Source organism: Aeribacillus sp. FSL W8-0870 (assembly GCF_037963755.1).
Classification (GTDB): Bacteria; Bacillota; Bacilli; order Bacillales; family Aeribacillaceae; genus Aeribacillus; species Aeribacillus composti.
This window is the reverse complement of the sequence record NZ_CP150165.1, coordinates 1,041,963-1,060,692: the sequence shown is the minus strand read 5'-3', so window position 1 is coordinate 1,060,692 and position 18,730 is coordinate 1,041,963. Positions and strand designations below refer to the sequence as shown.

The 18,730-nt window shown below is 43.4% G+C and carries 14 protein-coding genes, 19 tRNA genes and 1 rRNA gene; 4 read left to right on the top strand and 30 right to left on the bottom strand.

The features are described from left to right. Positions 1-20: 20 nt before the first annotated feature. The 4 genes from ytkD to NSU02_RS05210 all read right to left on the bottom strand — a co-directional run bounded on the left by ytkD (position 21) and on the right by NSU02_RS05210 (position 1,994). Positions 21-494, bottom strand: coding sequence for an RNA deprotection pyrophosphohydrolase (ytkD, locus tag NSU02_RS05225; protein ID WP_094245279.1), 474 nt, complete (start codon positions 492-494; stop codon positions 21-23). Between the two features lie 65 nt (positions 495-559). Beyond that, positions 560-886, bottom strand: coding sequence for a hypothetical protein (locus NSU02_RS05220; RefSeq protein ID WP_063386567.1), 327 nt, complete (start codon positions 884-886; stop codon positions 560-562). Between the two features lie 94 nt (positions 887-980). Beyond that, positions 981-1,424, bottom strand: a complete 444-nt coding sequence (locus NSU02_RS05215; protein ID WP_063386566.1) for a Dps family protein — start codon at positions 1,422-1,424, stop codon at positions 981-983. Positions 1,425-1,520: 96 nt separating this feature from the next. Beyond that, on the bottom strand, positions 1,521-1,994 hold the full coding sequence (locus NSU02_RS05210) for an S-ribosylhomocysteine lyase (RefSeq protein WP_063386565.1): 474 nt from the start codon (positions 1,992-1,994) through the stop codon (positions 1,521-1,523). A gap of 106 nt (positions 1,995-2,100) precedes the next feature. Between NSU02_RS05210 and yidD the strand changes: the two genes are divergently transcribed. Continuing rightward, positions 2,101-2,346, top strand: coding sequence for a membrane protein insertion efficiency factor YidD (gene yidD, locus NSU02_RS05205; RefSeq protein ID WP_063386564.1), 246 nt, complete (start codon positions 2,101-2,103; stop codon positions 2,344-2,346). Positions 2,347-2,404: 58 nt separating this feature from the next. Beyond that, on the top strand, positions 2,405-2,593 hold the full coding sequence (locus NSU02_RS05200) for a hypothetical protein (protein ID WP_063386563.1): 189 nt from the start codon (positions 2,405-2,407) through the stop codon (positions 2,591-2,593). 7 nt (positions 2,594-2,600) lie between these two features. On the opposite strand, the gene NSU02_RS05195 is transcribed toward NSU02_RS05200, so the two are convergent. The 5 genes from NSU02_RS05195 to NSU02_RS05175 form a co-directional block, all read right to left on the bottom strand. Then, entirely contained in the window at positions 2,601-4,055 is a 1,455-nt protein-coding gene (locus tag NSU02_RS05195; protein ID WP_339194546.1) for an o-succinylbenzoate--CoA ligase, read from the bottom strand. Positions 4,056-4,122: 67 nt separating this feature from the next. Continuing rightward, positions 4,123-4,941, bottom strand: coding sequence for a 1,4-dihydroxy-2-naphthoyl-CoA synthase (gene menB, locus NSU02_RS05190; RefSeq protein ID WP_063386561.1), 819 nt, complete (start codon positions 4,939-4,941; stop codon positions 4,123-4,125). A gap of 12 nt (positions 4,942-4,953) precedes the next feature. Continuing rightward, positions 4,954-5,772: a 2-succinyl-6-hydroxy-2,4-cyclohexadiene-1-carboxylate synthase gene (gene menH / locus NSU02_RS05185; RefSeq protein ID WP_339195685.1), complete on the bottom strand. Its 819-nt coding sequence runs from the start codon at positions 5,770-5,772 to the stop codon at positions 4,954-4,956. Next, a complete protein-coding gene (gene menD, locus NSU02_RS05180) occupies positions 5,772-7,502 on the bottom strand; it encodes a 2-succinyl-5-enolpyruvyl-6-hydroxy-3-cyclohexene-1-carboxylic-acid synthase (protein WP_144596700.1) in 1,731 nt (576 codons plus the stop codon). Before menD ends, menH begins: the two co-directional genes overlap by 1 nt. Continuing rightward, positions 7,492-8,913, bottom strand: coding sequence for an isochorismate synthase (locus NSU02_RS05175; protein WP_339194542.1), 1,422 nt, complete (start codon positions 8,911-8,913; stop codon positions 7,492-7,494). The genes menD and NSU02_RS05175 overlap by 11 nt, the downstream gene beginning before the upstream one ends. 241 nt (positions 8,914-9,154) lie before the next feature. On the opposite strand from NSU02_RS05175, the gene NSU02_RS05170 reads away from it, so the two are divergent. Next, complete coding sequence (locus tag NSU02_RS05170; RefSeq protein ID WP_063386558.1) at positions 9,155-10,096, top strand: 1,4-dihydroxy-2-naphthoate polyprenyltransferase; 942 nt, start codon at positions 9,155-9,157, stop codon at positions 10,094-10,096. Between the two features lie 374 nt (positions 10,097-10,470). Continuing rightward, positions 10,471-11,223: a TraR/DksA C4-type zinc finger protein gene (locus NSU02_RS05165; protein WP_339194539.1), complete on the top strand. Its 753-nt coding sequence runs from the start codon at positions 10,471-10,473 to the stop codon at positions 11,221-11,223. 82 nt (positions 11,224-11,305) lie between these two features. On the opposite strand, the gene ltrA is transcribed toward NSU02_RS05165, so the two are convergent. The 21 genes from ltrA to NSU02_RS05060 all read right to left on the bottom strand — a co-directional run bounded on the left by ltrA (position 11,306) and on the right by NSU02_RS05060 (position 18,669). Next, on the bottom strand, positions 11,306-12,565 hold the full coding sequence (gene ltrA, locus NSU02_RS05160; protein WP_339195682.1) for a group II intron reverse transcriptase/maturase: 1,260 nt from the start codon (positions 12,563-12,565) through the stop codon (positions 11,306-11,308). Positions 12,566-13,170: 605 nt separating this feature from the next. Continuing rightward, positions 13,171-13,242, bottom strand: a tRNA-Asn gene (locus NSU02_RS05155). Positions 13,243-13,341: 99 nt separating this feature from the next. Continuing rightward, positions 13,342-13,415, bottom strand: a tRNA-Ile gene (locus NSU02_RS05150). Between the two features lie 6 nt (positions 13,416-13,421). Then, positions 13,422-13,492: transfer RNA gene (locus NSU02_RS05145), tRNA-Gly, on the bottom strand. 228 nt (positions 13,493-13,720) lie between these two features. Next, positions 13,721-13,796 (bottom strand) — tRNA-His (locus NSU02_RS05140). Positions 13,797-13,813: 17 nt separating this feature from the next. After that, positions 13,814-13,886: transfer RNA gene (locus NSU02_RS05135), tRNA-Phe, on the bottom strand. A gap of 110 nt (positions 13,887-13,996) precedes the next feature. Next, positions 13,997-14,072 (bottom strand) — tRNA-Asp (locus NSU02_RS05130). Between the two features lie 2 nt (positions 14,073-14,074). After that, positions 14,075-14,151: transfer RNA gene (locus NSU02_RS05125), tRNA-Met, on the bottom strand. A 10-nt stretch (positions 14,152-14,161) separates the two neighbouring features. Continuing rightward, a tRNA-Ser gene (locus tag NSU02_RS05120) sits at positions 14,162-14,251 on the bottom strand. Positions 14,252-14,263: 12 nt separating this feature from the next. Next, positions 14,264-14,340 (bottom strand) — tRNA-Ile (locus NSU02_RS05115). A 6-nt stretch (positions 14,341-14,346) separates the two neighbouring features. Then, positions 14,347-14,420 (bottom strand) — tRNA-Met (locus tag NSU02_RS05110). Between the two features lie 10 nt (positions 14,421-14,430). Further along, positions 14,431-14,503: transfer RNA gene (locus tag NSU02_RS05105), tRNA-Ala, on the bottom strand. 11 nt (positions 14,504-14,514) lie between these two features. Next, a tRNA-Pro gene (locus tag NSU02_RS05100) sits at positions 14,515-14,591 on the bottom strand. Between the two features lie 3 nt (positions 14,592-14,594). Next, positions 14,595-14,671: transfer RNA gene (locus NSU02_RS05095), tRNA-Arg, on the bottom strand. Positions 14,672-14,676: 5 nt separating this feature from the next. After that, positions 14,677-14,765: transfer RNA gene (locus NSU02_RS05090), tRNA-Leu, on the bottom strand. A gap of 7 nt (positions 14,766-14,772) precedes the next feature. Next, positions 14,773-14,844: transfer RNA gene (locus NSU02_RS05085), tRNA-Gly, on the bottom strand. A 6-nt stretch (positions 14,845-14,850) separates the two neighbouring features. Next, a tRNA-Leu gene (locus NSU02_RS05080) sits at positions 14,851-14,932 on the bottom strand. Positions 14,933-14,939: 7 nt separating this feature from the next. Next, positions 14,940-15,015 (bottom strand) — tRNA-Lys (locus tag NSU02_RS05075). 317 nt (positions 15,016-15,332) lie between these two features. Beyond that, positions 15,333-15,405, bottom strand: a tRNA-Thr gene (locus NSU02_RS05070). 159 nt (positions 15,406-15,564) lie between these two features. Further along, positions 15,565-15,640 (bottom strand) — tRNA-Val (locus NSU02_RS05065). Between the two features lie 96 nt (positions 15,641-15,736). Continuing rightward, positions 15,737-18,669, bottom strand: a 23S ribosomal RNA gene (locus tag NSU02_RS05060). Positions 18,670-18,730: the final 61 nt, after the last annotated feature.

The following is an 18,730-nucleotide window of genomic DNA, read 5'->3' as shown; positions in this document are numbered from 1 at the left end:
GACTTTCAGGAATTTAAAAGCTATTTTATGTAATCGGCATAAATTTTGTCCAAGCTGCGTTTTAGAACATCATCTTTCATAATAAAGCTAAAGCGATGATCGTCCTCAATTTTTTCAGGCAAGTCCGCAAGCAGGACTGGACCTAACGTTTCAAAATACGTGCTCTGTTTTTCGAGCCTCTCAATTTCCGCATAATAAATATTTTTCACAATCGTTTTCTCTTTTCCTATAACCTTATATTGCCCAATATATACGATATCTTGGACAATTCCTCCCGTTTCTTCCCTCACTTCCCGGACAGCAGCTTCAACCGGCTTTTCGCCGTTCTCGACTTTTCCTCCTGGAAACTCGTAGCCCCGGTCTTCATGTAAAGTTAAAAGCCATTTGTTTTCATATCGGCAGATGACCCAGACATGCTTCGGGTAAACAGAAAAAGGGTGTTGACGGAAAGACAGGTATACATCATTGCCGTAAAAATCTTTAAAATAAAACATAATCAATCCCTCTACTCCCATTTATCTGTTTTCATCATAACATATGGAAAAGAGGATTGTATAACTTATTCTTGATTATGCATAAGACCCATTGAAGCAATATGTTTTCTAGCTTCTTCGTCGCCATGCTTATAAATGAATTCATATACTTTTTTTGTTAAAGCATCAATCGCATCATTTTCCTTGTCATAATGATACTGTATATACGGAACATGCGCCCGGAAGAAATTTTGCCAGCTGGTAGAATGAATCTGATCGAAATACTCCCGTAACTCCGTAATTTCCTCATCATTGGCAGAAATTTGAAAATCCCACGGAGATGCTTCTCTGCTTTGGGAAATCTCACCGCTAGCTACTGATATATAATAGGTTTTTTTTGGATTTTCGGACATTTATATCCCCCTCCTCTTTTTAAGTATTGCCTTATCAAAGAAAAATATTTATAAAAAAAGGCTGCCTAACGCAGCCAAAAGAGGAAGGATATAATTATTTTCCAAGGAATGACTTTAACATCCAGTTATGTTTTTCAAGATTCACTTTAATATCGAGAAGCATGTCACCAGTTGCTTCGTCATTCACTTCTTCAGCAACTTTGATTCCTTTGTCCAAATCTTGAATGATGGCGGAAAAGTCGTCAACAACTGCCTGCACCATTTGTTCTGCAGTTTCAACGCCTTCTGCTTCTTTAATAGAGGAGATTTCTAGGCTTTCTCTAATCGTAGCAACAGGTTTAGCGCCCAAAGCTAAAAGTCTTTCCGCTAATTCGTCAATATAACCTGCAGCTTCATTGTACAGCTCTTCAAACTTTTCATGTAGAACGAAAAATTGGTCTCCTTTTACATTCCAATGAAAGTTATGTAATTTTACATAAAGTACCGTCCAATCCGCAATTTGTTTATTTACGATTTGAAATAAATCTTGTTTAGACATAATCCCATCTCCTTTTTATTTAATCTTTTAGTTATACAGTACCCCTTTTTTGCACTCTTAAAACTATAAAAAAAGTTGCATCATTGCGTGTAGCTGTTAGCTGAACACTTTTTCCAAATCCTCTTTACTATGCTTTAGCCAATATTCCATGAGCTTTTTGGCGCCTTCTAAATCATGAAGCTTCGCTTGGCCGCATTGCAGTTCGTTTGCGGCAGGCACTTCTGTCTGCTCTACAGCATCTTTCATTGTCTCTTCCAATAAATCAATGATTTCTTTTACGGTCGGTTCCCCGCTAACGACTAAATAAAAGCCTGTTTGACACCCCATTGGAGAAATATCAATGATATCAAAGTGATCATATTTTTCCGCATATTTGCGAATTGTAAATGCTAGAAGATGCTCCAATGTGTGAATAGCATCCGGTTTCATTGCCTGCTTATTCGGCTGGCAGAAGCGGATATCAAATTTGTTAACTACTCCATCCGTGCCGACTTTATGTACTCCGCAATGTCTGACATACGGTGCTTGCACTTTTGTATGATCCAGTTCAAAACTCTCCACTGAAGGCATTCCCATCACTCCTTACATTTTCTTAGTTTCCATTTTAACACAAAATTTTATAACATACATTTATGTTAAAATGTTGTCAAGATTCCAGAAAAAAGAGGTGCTTGCTGTGAAATCTGTCATGATCGCCCTTATCCGTTTTTATCAAATCTTTATCTCCCCGTTAAAGCCGCCTTCATGCCGCTTTTACCCAACATGCTCTGAATACGGGCTTGAAGCAGTGAAGCGTTTCGGAGCTGTCAAAGGCGGCTTTCTGACAGTAAAACGAATCTTGAAATGCCACCCGTTTCACCCGGGAGGATTTGACCCTGTCCCGGAAATTGAAAAAGATATAAATAAAAAAACGAGTGAATAAATGAAAAATAATGCAAAATACTACAATTATCAAATAAAGCTAAAGGGGAGCAAAAGATATGGAAAATATGATCGCTCAATTTAAACATGAAGTGAATAATGCAACAGAAGAGACGTTCCATTCTTCTGTTTGTTCTTTTTTAAATTTGTGGAGCTATGAATACGGCTCGTTCGAACATTTGCCAAACGAAATCCACCACTTATTGCATATTAGCCAATATGATATTTTAACTGTCGATCATGAGTAGGCAAAAACTACAGCCATTCTTTTAGTTTTCTCCTGAGCAGCTTTTTAGATGCATTTCGTGGCAGAGATTCAACAAATGTAAATCCTTTTGGAACTTTATATTTTGCCAGCCTTTTCAAACAAAATTGCCTTAATTCTTCTTCAGACACCTCTTCGCTTCGGACGACAAAAGCATGGGGAACTTTTCCCCATTTTTTATTTTCTTTTCCTACCACTCCTACATCTTTTACGGAAGGATGCGACAAAATAACTGCTTCAACCTCCGCCGGATAAATGTTTTCTCCTCCCGAAACAATTAAATCGGATCGACGGTCCAATACATATAAAAATCCTTCTTCATCCAGATAGCCTAAATCTCCAGTATAAAACCAGCCGTCACGTATAGCTTCGTTTGTTGCGTCTGGACGATGTAAATACCCCGGTGTAACATTCGGTCCTTTTACTACAATTTCTCCTTCTTCATTAGGGGAGCAGGCCCTGCCGTCTGCTACGATCCGAATTTGAGCTGGAAACAACGGTTTTCCCGCAGATCCGAGTTTTGAAAAGCAAAATTCAGGGGCTAATGTGGCAATTTGCGAACACGTTTCTGTCATCCCATATGTTTGAAAAACGGGAATTTCTTTTTCACGGCATTGTTCAAGAATCGGCCGCGGGGCAGGACCTCCTCCTAAAAGCATGCAGCGAAACGATTTCGGATACGTGTCACTTCCTAATTCCTGCAGCATGTCATTCAGCATGGCCGTAACGACGGAAGCAATCGTAACTCCTTCATTTTTGATCGCTCTGTTTGCTTCTTTCGCTGAAAATGAAGAATGGAGAACAATTCCGATTCCATAAATGACGCTGCGCATCAAAATTGACAGTCCGCTTATATGAAAAAGAGGAACTGCCAAAAGCCAGCAATCGCCGTCCTTCAGTCCAAGATTCAGCACAGAACCGATCGCACTCCACCAATGATTCCCAAATGTTTGCTGAACTCCTTTCGGTTTTCCTGTTGTTCCAGACGTATACATAATCGTTGCCACGTCATCTAAAATAAAGCTGTCATCTAATGCTGCTTCCTTTTCATCACAAAGCTGCAACTCTGATAATGTCATAACTTTTTTACCGGGAAAATGAACCGATAATTCATCATCACAGATAACGCATTTTATATTCGCATCATTTATTTGCCATAATAATTCTTGAGCTGTTAGTCTAGTATTCAAAAGAACATTGACCGCACCGAGATACATTAAAGCATGAATATTAATGACCATTTCTAAGCTGTTTTTCATTAAAAGCCCGACTGTATCTCCACGCTTGATATCTACTTGATGCAGCTGTCTTGCTCTTTTTTCAACAAGCTGATGCAAGTCCAAAAATGAATAATTTTTCCCCTCATAACGAATAGCCAATCGGTCCGGAGTCAAAAAAGCTCGCTGTTTAAGCCAATTCGGTGTTTCATTTCGATTTGCACTCATGTCTTAACACCTCGATTATTGCACAATAAAGCAGCTCGATGCATCGCCATCAAGCTGCTTGTACTTTTTAAGGGAAACGCGGGAATTGTTTGAAATCAGGTTTTCTTTTCTCTTTAAATGCATCTCGTCCTTCTTTCGCTTCATCTGTTGTATAATACAATAATGTCGCATCCCCCGCAAATTGTTGGAGACCGGCGAGACCATCTGTATCTGCATTAAATGCAGCTTTCAAGAAGCGAATAGCAGTTGGACTTTTTTCCAAAATTTCTTCACACCATTTGACAGTTTCCTCTTCAAGCTGCTCTAATGGGACAACTTTGTTGACTAAGCCCATCTCATAAGCTTCCTGCGCATTATATTGACGGCATAAATACCATATTTCACGAGCTCTTTTCGTACCAACAAGCCGGGCAAGCAGTCCCACTCCATATCCCGCATCAAAGCTTCCAACTTTTGGGCCTGTTTGTCCGAAAATTGCATTCTCTGATGCGATCGTTAAATCACACACGACATGCAGAACATGTCCTCCTCCAATTGCATATCCGTTCACCATTGCAATAACCGGTTTTGGAATCACCCGAATAAGCCGTTGCAAATCCAAAACGTTTAATCTAGGAATTTTATCATCCCCGACGTATCCGCCATGCCCCCGCACTTTTTGATCTCCGCCTGAGCAAAACGCTTTATCACCAGCACCTGTCAAAATAATTACACCAATTTTATCATCGTCCCGCGCATAGGAAAAAGCATCGATCATTTCCGCGACCGTTTTTGGTGTGAATGCATTATGTACATGAGGACGATTCATCGTAATTTTTGCTATCCCATTATACGTTTCATAAATGATTTCATCATATTCTCGTTCTTTTACCCAAGGAAATCCCATTTTTATCCTCCTTTAATATGTAGAAAAATGTTGGAGAAACTCATCTACTATTTTACCAAAAAATTTTGACTGTTCCACATGAACTGCATGTCCGGCTTGCGGCACGACCTTTAATTCAGAGCAAGGAATCAATTGGTTCATTTCTTTCATAATTTTGCAAAACTTAAGATCCCTTTCACCGCAAATTAATAATGTAGGGATGTTGAAACTTTTTAATGCTCCCCACCATGAAGGTTGAACGCCAGTTCCCATTCCTTTTAAACTGTTTGCCAATCCAATTGCATTATTTTTCAGCCGGTCCTTTCTTATTTTGTCCTTGACGGCAGGCGGGAGAGACTTTTGCGTTAAAAACAAAGGGATATTTTCCCAATGTTGGACAAATGCCGCAACCCCTTCGTCCAAAATCATTTGGGCAAGTTGTTCGTCCTGCAGCCTTCTCGTCTCTCGTTCCTTTTCAGTTTTTAATCCAGGAGAACTGCTTTCCAATATTAAAGTCTTCACAAATTCCGGCTGTCTCATTGCAAAGCTCAATGCCAATCTTCCGCCCATTGAATACCCGAGCACATGCGCTTTTCGAATATTGAATGAAAGGAATATTTCTTTTAAATCTTCAACTGCTTCTTCCATCCGATATCTTTCAGGATTTTCAGGCGAATCTGTTTGACCATGGCCGATGATGTCGATAAGTACTAGCTGGTATTTTTTTAAACTATTTTTCAAAAATCCCCAGGTTTCTCCGCTTCCTGTAAAACCATGAAGGAGAACAAGTGGCTCCCCCTTTCCAAACGTTTCAGCCCAATAATTCACATTTCGAACGGCCAATTTTCCCATCATAACATCCTTTCTATTTCCCAGGAAACAGAACGAAGCCATTTTCTCTGTTCGTTGACTCGTGTATGTCGATTGGTCGGGATTTCAATAATATTTAATCCATCTCTATTCATGCAGAATTGAAACTCGCTTCTGAATTCTTCCCAAGTGGAAATTTTTTTATAATGTGCACTATATAAGCTGGCTGCATATTGAAAATCTAAATTGGTCGGGGTGCCAAACAATTGTTCAAAATGCGTCTTTTCATCCGCCTGCGGCAAAAATGAAAAAATGCCGCCGCCGTTATTATTAATTAATAAAACAGTTAAGTTCAATTTATTTTGTTTTGCAGCAAGGAGTCCATTTAAATCATGATAAAATGATAAATCCCCTATGATTAAAATAGTTTTTTCATGACTAGCTGCAGAAACCCCAAGGGCTGTCGAAACGACTCCGTCAATTCCATTCGCTCCCCGGTTGGCATAAACCGTAATATTTTTATCACTGTTATGGAAAAACGTGTCGACATCTCGAATCGGCATGCTGTTTCCTACAAATACATTGCAGCGATCCGGGAGCAATTTTTGCAATTCGACATATACCGTTCCTTCAAATAAAGAATCTTCCTCAATGACCGGCGTTGACAAATATTCTCGAAAGAGATTGTTTACTTGTTTCCATTTTTTACACCAGGATGTTTCCTGTTTATCTTTACATTTTTTGATCAGCATTTCACATAAATAGGCTTCATCACTGTGAACATGTTCTGCTGATAAAGTAGGATCACGATAACCGCCATCACCATCAACCACAATTTGCTTTATTTCAGGATGGTCTCTTAACAATAGAAACAGCGGTTTTGAGACGGGCATTGCACCAAAACGAAGGACGACATCAGGTTTCAGATACGCTTTCTTTCCCATCGTTTTTAAAATGGAATCATAACAATCAATAATATAATGTTTAGAATGTTCGCCAAAGCGTAAATTGGACAACGGATCCGCTAATATCGGGAATTTCAATTTCTCTGCTAGTGCCAAAACTTGTTCACGAAACTCTTTGTTATGTAATTCCCCGCATACAATAAGTCCTTTCTCGCTTGAATCGATTTCATCCACAATCCGTTCAATTTGCTCATGTTCAACCAGCTTTTTTGTTTCCACCACTGGCTCAATATGAAGAGACTTCTGCAATTGATGGATTTTCGATAGATCGGGCAAAAGCGGCTCTCGGAAAGGTAAGTTGATATGGACTGGTCCTTTCGGATTTTCATTTGCAGTTTGGACCGCCCGTTGAGCGATATTTTTTATATATAACAGCATCGTTTGACTGCTTTCAGGAAGAGCGCAATCAACAAACCATTTCACATAGTTCGAATACAGATGAATTTGATCAATTGCTTGTGGAGCTCCAATATCCCGCAGCTCATGAGGTCTGTCAGCCGTTAAAATCACAAGAGGGATGCGTGAATAATGGGCTTCTATGATAGCTGGATAATAGTTTGCTGCAGCTGTTCCTGATGTGCAAAGCAAAGCAATTGGTTTTCTTTGTTTTTTAGCCAATCCAAGAGCAAAAAAACCTGCAGATCGTTCATCAATATTAATATAAGTATGTATTTTCGGATGCTCTGCAAATGTGATCGCAAGCGGGGTAGATCGTGAACCTGGGCTAATTACAACTTCAGAAATACCTTTTGTAATTAATCCATTTACAAATGCAATGACATAGTCAGATAGATTTTTATTTTTCATTCAGTTTTCCCCCTAATGCATGCTGCATAGGTCCAAATTTGATTTCTGTCTCCCTGTATTCCTCTTCCGGCTTCGAATCTCCAACAATCCCGCATCCTGCATACAAATAAGCTTTTTGCTCATCCAGCAGACCTGAACGGATCGCAACGACAAATTCTCCGTTGTCCTGATCATCCATCCATCCAACCGGAGCAGCATACCAGCCTCTCTCTAAAGGTTCTTCATTGCGAATAAATGCTAGAGCAGCATCTTTCGGATAGCCGCCAAGCGCAGGGGTCGGATGCAATTTTTCTACAAAATCAATCAACGTAAAACCTTTTTTTACGGTTCCTTCAACAGGTGTATACAAATGTTGAATATTCGGCGTTTTTAAAATCGTTGGATTGTTTTGTAGTTGCACTTCTTGGCAATATTCACGGAACACTTTTTCGATCGCTTTGACAACAATTTGATGTTCATGAATGTTTTTTGTATCTGAAAGCAGCATCTGAGCGTATTCTTCGTCTGCCTCCACTGTTTTTCCTCTTTTAATTGATCCTGCTACACATGCAGACTGGACCTTTTGGTCTCTCTTGCTTACAAGCCGCTCAGGAGTTGCACCAACGAACGTTTTTCCTTCATTTTCAACAACAAATAAATAACAATTAGGCTGATGTTCATTTAACATTGATAAAACATAATGTATATCAATCGATCCCTCAAACTCCAGCAGCATTTCCCTTGCCAATACGACTTTCTCAAAACGGTTTTGTTTTATTTGTTCTGTTGCTTTTTCAACAGCTGCCATCCACTCTTTTTTATAAAACAAACTTTCTTTTTTGATGGTAAAATTCAAAAAAGAATTTGTGTCTTCATTTTTTTTCTTTAAGGTGTATTCATATGTATTGAAATGATTTATAATTTCATTTATATCATCAGTTGATTGAATTAACCTGTTTATAGTAGCAAGTGTGTGACGGCCAATTTTTGTAATCATGAAAGAAGGTAAAGTGAATCGTGCTTCATGAAACGGTTTCCATTTTGAAGGATTCGCATTTTTTAAAGGGTCAAAAGAAAAACCCCCAAAAAGAAGCGGACCCGTTCCAATCGGATGGGCGCCTTCAATTTGTATATGCTCTTTCCAATCTTTCCACTTTGAATAAATGTCAAAAAAACGGTTGGAAAATTTTTTGTCTGTCGTCAATTCGAGCTCAACACCAATTCCACAAAGGATAAATGTACGATCAGGTGTCGCCCAATAAAATCTTTTCCCTGCATAAGCCGATTGAAAGCTTGAGAAAATCTGGAGCGGATCTTTCTCCTTGATTTCAAATACATAACTTAAAATGATTGGATGGGAATATTTTTTGACATGATTGACAGCATTCGCAACTTTATCCCTCAATGTATCTGAACATGGAATTGAAACCAAAGATGATCCCTCCATAACCGAAAAATAGCTTATATTAAGATACACCTGTTCAAAATTTATGTCAACTATATTATAGAATGACGCAATGCAAAACAACAAGCAAACAAACTGCCTCAGCTCTTTGATGGGGCTTGAGCATTTATTCCAATGAAAAACAATTGACACTCTTTCGACATTTTTCTAGACTAGGTTGTGGGGAATAGCTTTCGTTTTCAGAATGAAATAAAGGAGAGAACATATTATGCATCCTAAAACGGAGTCACATAATGTACCCATTATAAAAGCTGAACGAGGGTTTCGGGCTTGGTGGATGCTTTTAAGACCCCATACATTAACTGCAGCATTTGTCCCCGTGATTGTCGGAACTCTTTTGGCACTGCAAGTAGGACCCATTCATATTGGACTTTTTCTTACGATGCTTACTGCCTCGTTGTTAATTCAAACAGCCACAAACTTATTTAATGAATATTTCGATTATAAACGAGGTCTTGATACAGAAGAATCTGTCGGAATTGGAGGAGCAATTGTCCGAAATGGCTTCAAGCCCCAAACCGTTTTAAATTTAGCAATCACATGTATTGTTGTCTCTATCCTATTGGGAATTTACATCTGTCTCCAGTCAAGCTGGTGGTTGGCATTAGTCGGTTCAATTTGTATGGCAGTAGGATACTTATATACTGGAGGTCCATATCCAATCGCTTACACGCCGTTTGGCGAGCTAGCTTCAGGTTTATTTATGGGAGTCGTTATTATCCTTATTTCCTTTTTTATTCAGACAGGTTATCTAACTTCAACAGCTTTCATTCATTCGATCCCGATTGCGATCACGATCGGCGCCATCATGCTTGCGAATAACATAAGAGACTTAGACGGCGATAAGGAAAACGGAAGAAAAACATTAGCAATTTTGCTTGGCCGCCAGAATGCAATTCGATTTTTAGCAATTATGTTTATTGTTTCTTACTGTCTCATTTTTATTATGATCATTTTTGATTATTCCACATGGTGGTCTATTCTAGCTTTTCTTAGCATTCCAAAAGCTATTCAGGCGGTGAAGCGATTTGTCGGCAAAACAAAGCCTATTGAAATGATGCCGGCCATGAAAGCAACATCGCAAACAAACACTTTATTAGGCTTTTTGCTTGCTGCAGGTTTGCTCATAAGCACCATCATATCTCAGTAACACGATAGTATGTTTACTATCGTGTTTTTTTATTAAGCTTTACTGTGAAATTTGTTCTGTATCATCCACTCGCAATTTCAATATGCTGAGCAAATATTTTGTCCTGAAAAAACATCTCGATAGGTCACAGCCTCTTTATCGGATAGCCAGCCTGTTTCTCAGCCGAATGATGTTGTGGTAGCCTTTCAAGTGCCATCAGCTTCAAAGCATAGCGTTAAAAAAGGCGTGGAAGCAGCAATCCTTTCCTGACATGTTTTAAAATGATGATGAAATTTATGGCTGCAAAGGTGAATTTTTTTCATGATTTTAAAGTTATAATTTATTCCTTTTCGTCCAAAATAGCTTTAGATTCTAAAAAAGAAGGTGTCTTTCATATGGACATGGACGAAAAAAAATTAAAGGAATTTCAAAAGCAATTAATATTCATGAAAAATGAGATTGAAAAACGTTGGGATAATAACGATCATTTTCAATTGGAAAAAGGGCTGGACCATGAATCAACTGGAGAGCTTTCCAGCTACGACAATCACCCCGGAGACGATGCGACCGAACTGTATGAAAGAGAAAAAGATTTAGCATTAAATAAACATTTAGAAAAAGAATATGAAGAGATCGTTGAAGCATTAGAAAGAATTCATGAGGGTACTTACGGTACTTGTTCCGTCTGCGGAAAAAAAATTGATGAAGACCGTCTCAAAGCCATACCGACAGCCAAAACATGCAAAGAACATACTCTAGTTCAAACGATTTCTCATGAAAGACCTGTAGAGGAAGAAATACTTGATGCGACTTTTCACGGATCCTCTCAAATCGACCATGAAAATACCGCTGTTACTGAACCGTATGATTATTTTCAAGATGTTATCGAATACGGAACGTCAGAAACACCGCAAGATGTAAGAACTCCACCGTTATCGTACGGAGATATGTATAATTCCGATGATGAAATTGGATATATTGAAGATATTGAAAACTTCATTTATACAGATATTGAGGGAAAAAACGTAAACGTCTATCCGTCACATGAACATAAACGATATGAAAAAATGCTTGATGAAGAGGATTTAACAGTTTTATGGGGAGATCTTCCATTAACAGAAAAAGAACCATATACGAAAAATGATTAAAATTACAAATCGAGTAGGAGGGGGTGACTAACCCCCGACCTCTCACACCACCGTACGTACCGTTCGGTATACGGCGGTTCAATTAAGTATGACGTAGTGCTTGATATCTTTCGAATAGACTTCTTAACCCTCGACGCTTCCAATAGGAGTTGTCGAGGGTTTTGTGTAGAATGGGACTGCAGGCAATCCGCCAATATTTCTTGCGTGTATTGCCCCATTCGAATGCTTTATGGCTTGGAACTTCTAATCCTCTGAGTTTCCGAATTCTTGTTTTCGGGGTTTTCCATTCTTTCCACAAACACATCCGAAGCCTTCGTCTAATCCATTCATCAAATTCTTTGAACTTACTTGGTGTTTCTGCCAAGGCAAAATATCCGCACCATCCCATTAAATACTTATTCAGTTTCTCAATCCTTTTCTCCATTGGATACGGTTTCGACCTTGATGTAATTTCACGGATCTTGTTCTTCAAACGTTTCACACTTTCGTTCGCCATCCGTACCTTTGGAGTCTTATTGAGTGTGAAGCTGAAACCGAGAAACTTCCGTTTCCAAGGACGGTCTACCGCCGATTTCTCTTTATTTACCTTGAGCTTTAACTCCTTCTCTATAAAGTTCGTAATGGAGTTCATGACACGAATTCCTGCTTTCTTTGTTTTCACATAGATGTTACAGTCATCCGCATACCGAACAAACTTATGTCCACGTTTCTCAAGCTCTTTATCCAATTCATGAAGCATGATGTTTGATAAAAGTGGACTAAGCGGGCCGCCTTGAGGCGTTCCCATGTCCGTTTCCATTACCACTCCATTGATCATCACGCCTGATTGAAGATACCGGCGAATTACCTTCAGTAGAATTCGATCTTTGATCGTTTTCGCCAAGATCCCCATCAGTTTGTCGTGATTCACCTTGTCAAAGAATTTCTCTAGGTCTATATCGACTACCCAACGATATCCTTCTTTGATATAACCCTTTGCTTCCCTAACCGCATCATGTCCCCTTCTACCTGGTCGGAAACCATAGCTATGGTTCGAGAAGGTCGGATCAAAGATTTTCGTCAACACTTGGGCAATCGCTTGTTGGATGAAACGATCCGTCACGGTAGGGATCCCTAGAAGTCTTACTCCACCGTTCGGTTTCGGGATTTCGACTCGACGGACGGGTAAGGGCTTGTAGGTTCCTTCTCTCAACGACTGTCGAATGGAGTCCCAATTTTCGTAGAGGTGTCTTCGTAGGTCTTTTACGGACATGCCATCTACTCCGTGACCTCCTTTATTCTGTTCGACTCGTTTCAGTGCCGCCAGGAGATTTTCCCGTGACAAAATCATTTCCATCAACATTGATATCCTCTCCACGTGAACGAATTCTTCTATTTGTGCCATCTTCTGCTCCACCCTCTTGAAGTCCCCCGTGGGATTCACCACTTCCTCCTTCAAGTAAGTCCTATCGGATTGTCTGCTTCCACACAGAAGGTGAACGCCTAGCGATTCGTTCTCCTTAATTGTTCAGTCCTTCCTCTTTCGTCTCGAGCTCGAAAAGAGTACTATGACTTCTGCTGACTTCTGACTGTTCAGTTATCTATCACTAGATAGGTTACCAAGGTTACTTGGCGTGCCAGCCAGACCTCCCCGGGTAAGTACATGCACTTTCACACCATCTATCCGCCTCATTTACTCGATATGACCTTCGACAGAAAGAGCTTTGTTTTGTTTCGCAAACTCACTCAATCATACCTAGCCTTATATGAGGTTCGTGTTCCTCGGACCGGTGTTTTGCCTCCAGCTTCCTTCAGATTCCGCGTCACCACGGACACCCTTGCTCTTGGCTAACCTCTACTTCTGTCTTCGGGGTTCGGGACTTACACCCTATAGTTCATGTACATGCCGGGCGCACGAAGACAAAAAAAGCGTTGCAAACTGCAACGCTTTTTTTGATTTCGAAATGACTCCGCAGGCAGGATTCGAACCTGCGACCGTTCGGTTAACAGCCGAATGCTCTACCACTGAGCTACTGCGGAATATAAAAAAAATTTAAGGCATTTTGCCAAATAGAACAGCTATTGACTGACAATTGCAGCAATGTCAATTGCCCAACTAAGCTGCTTAAAAAATAGCAATGGGCCTGAGTGGACTTGAACCACCGACCTCACGCTTATCAGGCGTGCGCTCTAACCAGCTGAGCTACAAGCCCATATTAAGCGGGTGATGGGAATCGAACCCACGACATCAGCTTGGAAGGCTGAGGTTTTACCACTAAACTACACCCGCGCGAAAATATTTATTTTTCTATTTAAATGATAAACACGCATTTTCCATGCCTCTTCCTCTTCCAGCATTGTTCGAGGATGTAAATGCGTCGAGGTAACTCGCAGATAATTCATTGAAGTGTCGCTCGTGGCTGAGGTTTTACCACTAAACTACACCCGCATAATAAGCTGATAATAGAAATAAATACTTATTTTCAATGCCATATTATCTATCTCTACTATAGGCAAATGGGGCGACTGATGGGAATCGAACCCACGAATGCCAGAGCCACAATCTGGTGCGTTAACCACTTCGCCACAGTCGCCGCAATTAATAAAACAATGGCTCGGGACGGAATCGAACCGCCGACACAAGGATTTTCAGTCCTTTGCTCTACCGACTGAGCTACCGAGCCGTAAAACTCCGATAAAAAGTTATGTACAATCCATCATTAAAGAAAGAATTCATTGACACAACCTGCTGTACTTGAAAAATTCCTCCTACAGCTGTTGAATCAATAATTAATGGCGGTCCCGACGGGAATCGAACCCGCGATCTCCTGCGTGACAGGCAGGCATGTTAACCGCTACACTACGGGACCATTGGTTGCGGGGGCAGGATTTGAACCTGCGACCTTCGGGTTATGAGCCCGACGAGCTACCGGACTGCTCCACCCCGCGATAATAATGACGGAGGAGGAGGGATTCGAACCCCCGCGCGGTTTGACCCGCCTCTCGGTTTTCAAGACCGACCCCTTCAGCCAGACTTGGGTACTCCTCCATATAATAAAGATGGTGGACCTTGCAGGATTCGAACCTGCGACCGGACGGTTATGAGCCGTCTGCTCTGACCAGCTGAGCTAAAGGTCCGAAAAATGGCGGTGGAGGGGATCGAACCCCCGACCTCACGGGTATGAACCGTACGCTCTAGCCAGCTGAGCTACACCGCCAAATTAAATATGGAGCCTAGCGGGATCGAACCGCTGACCTCCTGCGTGCAAAGCAGGCGCTCTCCCAGCTGAGCTAAGGCCCCTTTAAATTCCCTGGTCGGGAAGACAGGATTCGAACCTGCGACCCCATGGTCCCAAACCATGTGCTCTACCAAGCTGAGCTACTTCCCGATATGGCGCGCCCGAGAGGAGTCGAACCCCTAACCTTTTGATCCGTAGTCAAACGCTCTATCCAATTGAGCTACGGGCGCCAATATGGTGCCGAGGACCGGACTTGAACCGGTACGGTAGTCACCTACCGCAGGATTTTAAGTCCTGTGCGTCTGCCAATTCCGCCACCCCGGCAGAGAAAAGCGGAAGACGGGATTCGAACCCGCGACCCCCACCTTGGCAAGGTGGTGTTCTACCACTGAACTACTTCCGCGTATTATGCGGGTGGAGGGACTTGAACCCCCACGCCGTAAGGCGCTAGATCCTAAGTCTAGTGCGTCTGCCAATTCCGCCACACCCGCGTCAAAATGGTGAGCCATGGAGGATTCGAACCTCCGACCCTCTGATTAAAAGTCAGATGCTCTACCGACTGAGCTAATGGCTCATAAAAAAATTTTTTCTCCTAATCCATTTTTCATTTGTCAGATGTCCCTTCCTCTGCCAGTCTTTTCGAGGATGTTGGATGCGTCGGGACAACTCGTCGCTTATTCGATGAAGCCTTGCTCGTTGCTCTACCGACTGAGCTAATGGCTCATATAAAGTAATTTTTTCTTAAAAATCGGTCATATGCCCCTTCCTCTTCCAGTTTTCTCAAAAACGCTGGATACGTCGGGACAACTCTCTGATTGTTCGTCGAAGCATTGCTCGTTGCTCTGATGACTAATCTAAAAGTTCCTGCTCAATATGCAACACCTTTAATGATGCCGGCGAGAGGAATCGAACCCCCAACCTACTGATTACGATTCAGTTGCTCTGCCAATTGAGCTACACCGGCATGATGAATACAACAATCAATAATCAGTCTTGCTTCATTTGATCGTCGTTCCAATCTTAGAAATCTTGTCCAAGGAAAAGTTCAATTGGTACGATGAAGCAGCATGAAAGACGATATCTCGACCGTGCTTTGCCAATTGAGCTGAATCGATATACTGTATGGTGGAGGATGACGGGATCGAACCGCCGACCCCTTGCTTGTAAGGCAAGTGCTCTCCCAGCTGAGCTAATCCTCCAATTCAAAAATCACCAGAGGACATATGCAAAGTAAATAAAAGTCCATAATTCTTTCAAAACTAGATAACGGTTCCTTCACGAATAGATGCTCTTTCTTGGTTAAGTCCTCGATCGATTAGTATCCGTCAGCTCCACGTGTCACCACGCTTCCACCTCGGACCTATCTACCTCGTCATCTTCAAGGGATCTTACTCGCGTTTAGCGATGGGAAATCTCATCTTGAGGGGGGCTTCACGCTTAGATGCTTTCAGCGCTTATCCCTTCCGCACATAGCTACCCAGCGGTGCCCCTGGCGGGACAACTGGTACACCAGCGGTGCGTCCATCCCGGTCCTCTCGTACTAAGGACAGCTCCTCTCAAATTTCCTGCGCCCGCGACGGATAGGGACCGAACTGTCTCACGACGTTCTGAACCCAGCTCGCGTACCGCTTTAATGGGCGAACAGCCCAACCCTTGGGACCGACTACAGCCCCAGGATGCGATGAGCCGACATCGAGGTGCCAAACCTCCCCGTCGATGTGGACTCTTGGGGGAGATCAGCCTGTTATCCCCGGGGTAGCTTTTATCCGTTGAGCGATGGCCCTTCCATGCGGAACCACCGGATCACTAAGCCCGACTTTCGTCCCTGCTCGACTTGTAGGTCTCGCAGTCAAGCTCCCTTCTGCCTTTGCACTCTCCGAATGATTTCCAACCATTCTGAGGGAACCTTTGGGCGCCTCCGTTACCTTTTAGGAGGCGACCGCCCCAGTCAAACTGCCCACCTGACACTGTCTCCCGCCCCGATCAGGGGCGCGGGTTAGAATGTCAGTACAGCCAGGGTAGTATCCCACCGTCGCCTCAGCGCAAGCTGGCGCTCACGCGTCTCTGGCTCCTACCTATCCTGTACAAGCTGTACCCACATTCAATATCAGGCTGCAGTAAAGCTCCACGGGGTCTTTCCGTCCTGTCGCGGGTAACCTGCATCTTCACAGGTACTATAATTTCACCGAGTCTCTCGTTGAGACAGTGCCCAGATCGTTACGCCTTTCGTGCGGGTCGGAACTTACCCGACAAGGAATTTCGCTACCTTAGGACCGTTATAGTTACGGCCGCCGTTTACTGGGGCTTCGGTTCGCACCTTCGCTTTTCGCTAAGCGCTCCCCTTAACCTTCCAGCACCGGGCAGGCGTCAGCCCCTATACTTCACCTTACGGTTTCGCAGAGACCTGTGTTTTTGCTAAACAGTCGCCTGGGCCTTTTCACTGCGGCTCATCATGGCTTATCACCTTGATGAGCACCCCTTCTCCCGAAGTTACGGGGTCATTTTGCCGAGTTCCTTAACGAGAGTTCTCTCGCTCACCTTAGGATTCTCTCCTCGCCTACCTGTGTCGGTTTGCGGTACGGGCACCTCTCACCTCGCTAGAGGCTTTTCTTGGCAGTGTGGAATCGGGAACTTCGGTACTTCCTTTCCCTCGCCATCACAGCTCAAGCACACGGCAAGCGGATTTGCCTGCTTGCCAGCCCTAACTGCTTGGACGCGCACATCCAACCGCGCGCTTGCCCTATCCTCCTGCGTCCCCCCATTGCTCAAACGGTGAGGAGGTGGTACAGGAATATCAACCTGTTGTCCATCACCTACGCCTTTCGGCCTCGGCTTAGGTCCCGACTAACCCTGAGCGGACGAGCCTTCCTCAGGAAACCTTAGGCTTTCGGCGGAGGGGATTCTCACCCCTCTTTCGCTACTCATACCGGCATTCTCACTTCTAAGCGCTCCACCGGTCCTTCCGGTCCGGCTTCGATGCCCTTAGAACGCTCTCCTACCGCTGACACCAACGGTGTCAACCCGCAGCTTCGGTGATACGTTTAGCCCCGGTACATTTTCGGCGCAGAGCCACTCGACCAGTGAGCTATTACGCACTCTTTAAATGGTGGCTGCTTCTAAGCCAACATCCTGGTTGTCTAAGCAGCTCCACATCCTTTTCCACTTAACGTATACTTTGGGACCTTAGCTGGCGGTCTGGGCTGTTTCCCTTTTGACCACGGATCTTATCACTCGCAGTCTGACTCCCAAGGATAAGTCATTGGCATTCGGAGTTTGACTGAATTCGGTAACCCGATGGGGGCCCCTCGTCCAATCAGTGCTCTACCTCCAAGACTCTTCCCTTGAGGCTAGCCCTAAAGCTATTTCGGAGAGAACCAGCTATCTCCAAGTTCGATTGGCATTTCACCCCTACCCACACCTCATCCCCGCACTTTTCAACGTGCGTGGGTTCGGGCCTCCAGCAAGTGTTACCTTGCCTTCACCCTGGACATGGGTAGATCACCTGGTTTCGGGTCTGCGACCTCGTACTATTTCGCCCTCTTCAGACTCGCTTTCGCTGCGGCTCCGCCTTTCGGCTTAACCTTGCACGAAATCGCAACTCGCCGGTTCATTCTACAAAAGGCACGCCATCACCCGTTAACGGGCTCTGACTACTTGTAGGCACACGGTTTCAGGTTCTCTTTCACTCCCCTCCCGGGGTGCTTTTCACCTTTCCCTCACGGTACTGGTTCACTATCGGTCACTAGGGAGTATTTAGCCTTGGGAGATGGTCCTCCCTGCTTCCGACGGGATTTCACGTGTCCCGCCGTACTCAGGATCCACTCGGGAGGGAACGGAGTTTCGACTACAGGGTTGTTACCTTCTCTGACGGGCCTTTCCAGACCTCTTCGTCTACCCCGTTCCTTTGTCACTCCTTAATCGAGTGTCCTACAACCCCAAGAGGCACGCCTCTTGGTTTGGGCTGTTCCCGTTTCGCTCGCCGCTACTCAGGGAATCGCTGTTGCTTTCTCTTCCTCCGGGTACTTAGATGTTTCAGTTCCCCGGGTTGCCCTCCATACCCTATGGATTCAGGTATGGATACTGCCCCATTACGGGCAGTGGGTTCCCCCATTCGGACATCTCCGGATCGACGCTTACTTACAGCTCCCCGAAGCATTTCGGTGTTTGTCCCGTCCTTCATCGGCTCCTAGTGCCAAGGCATCCACCGTGCGCCCTTTCTAACTTAACCGTTTCTTCCTAACATGAGCGATCTATTCGTGAATGTCTTTCCGTTATCCAGTTTTCAAAGA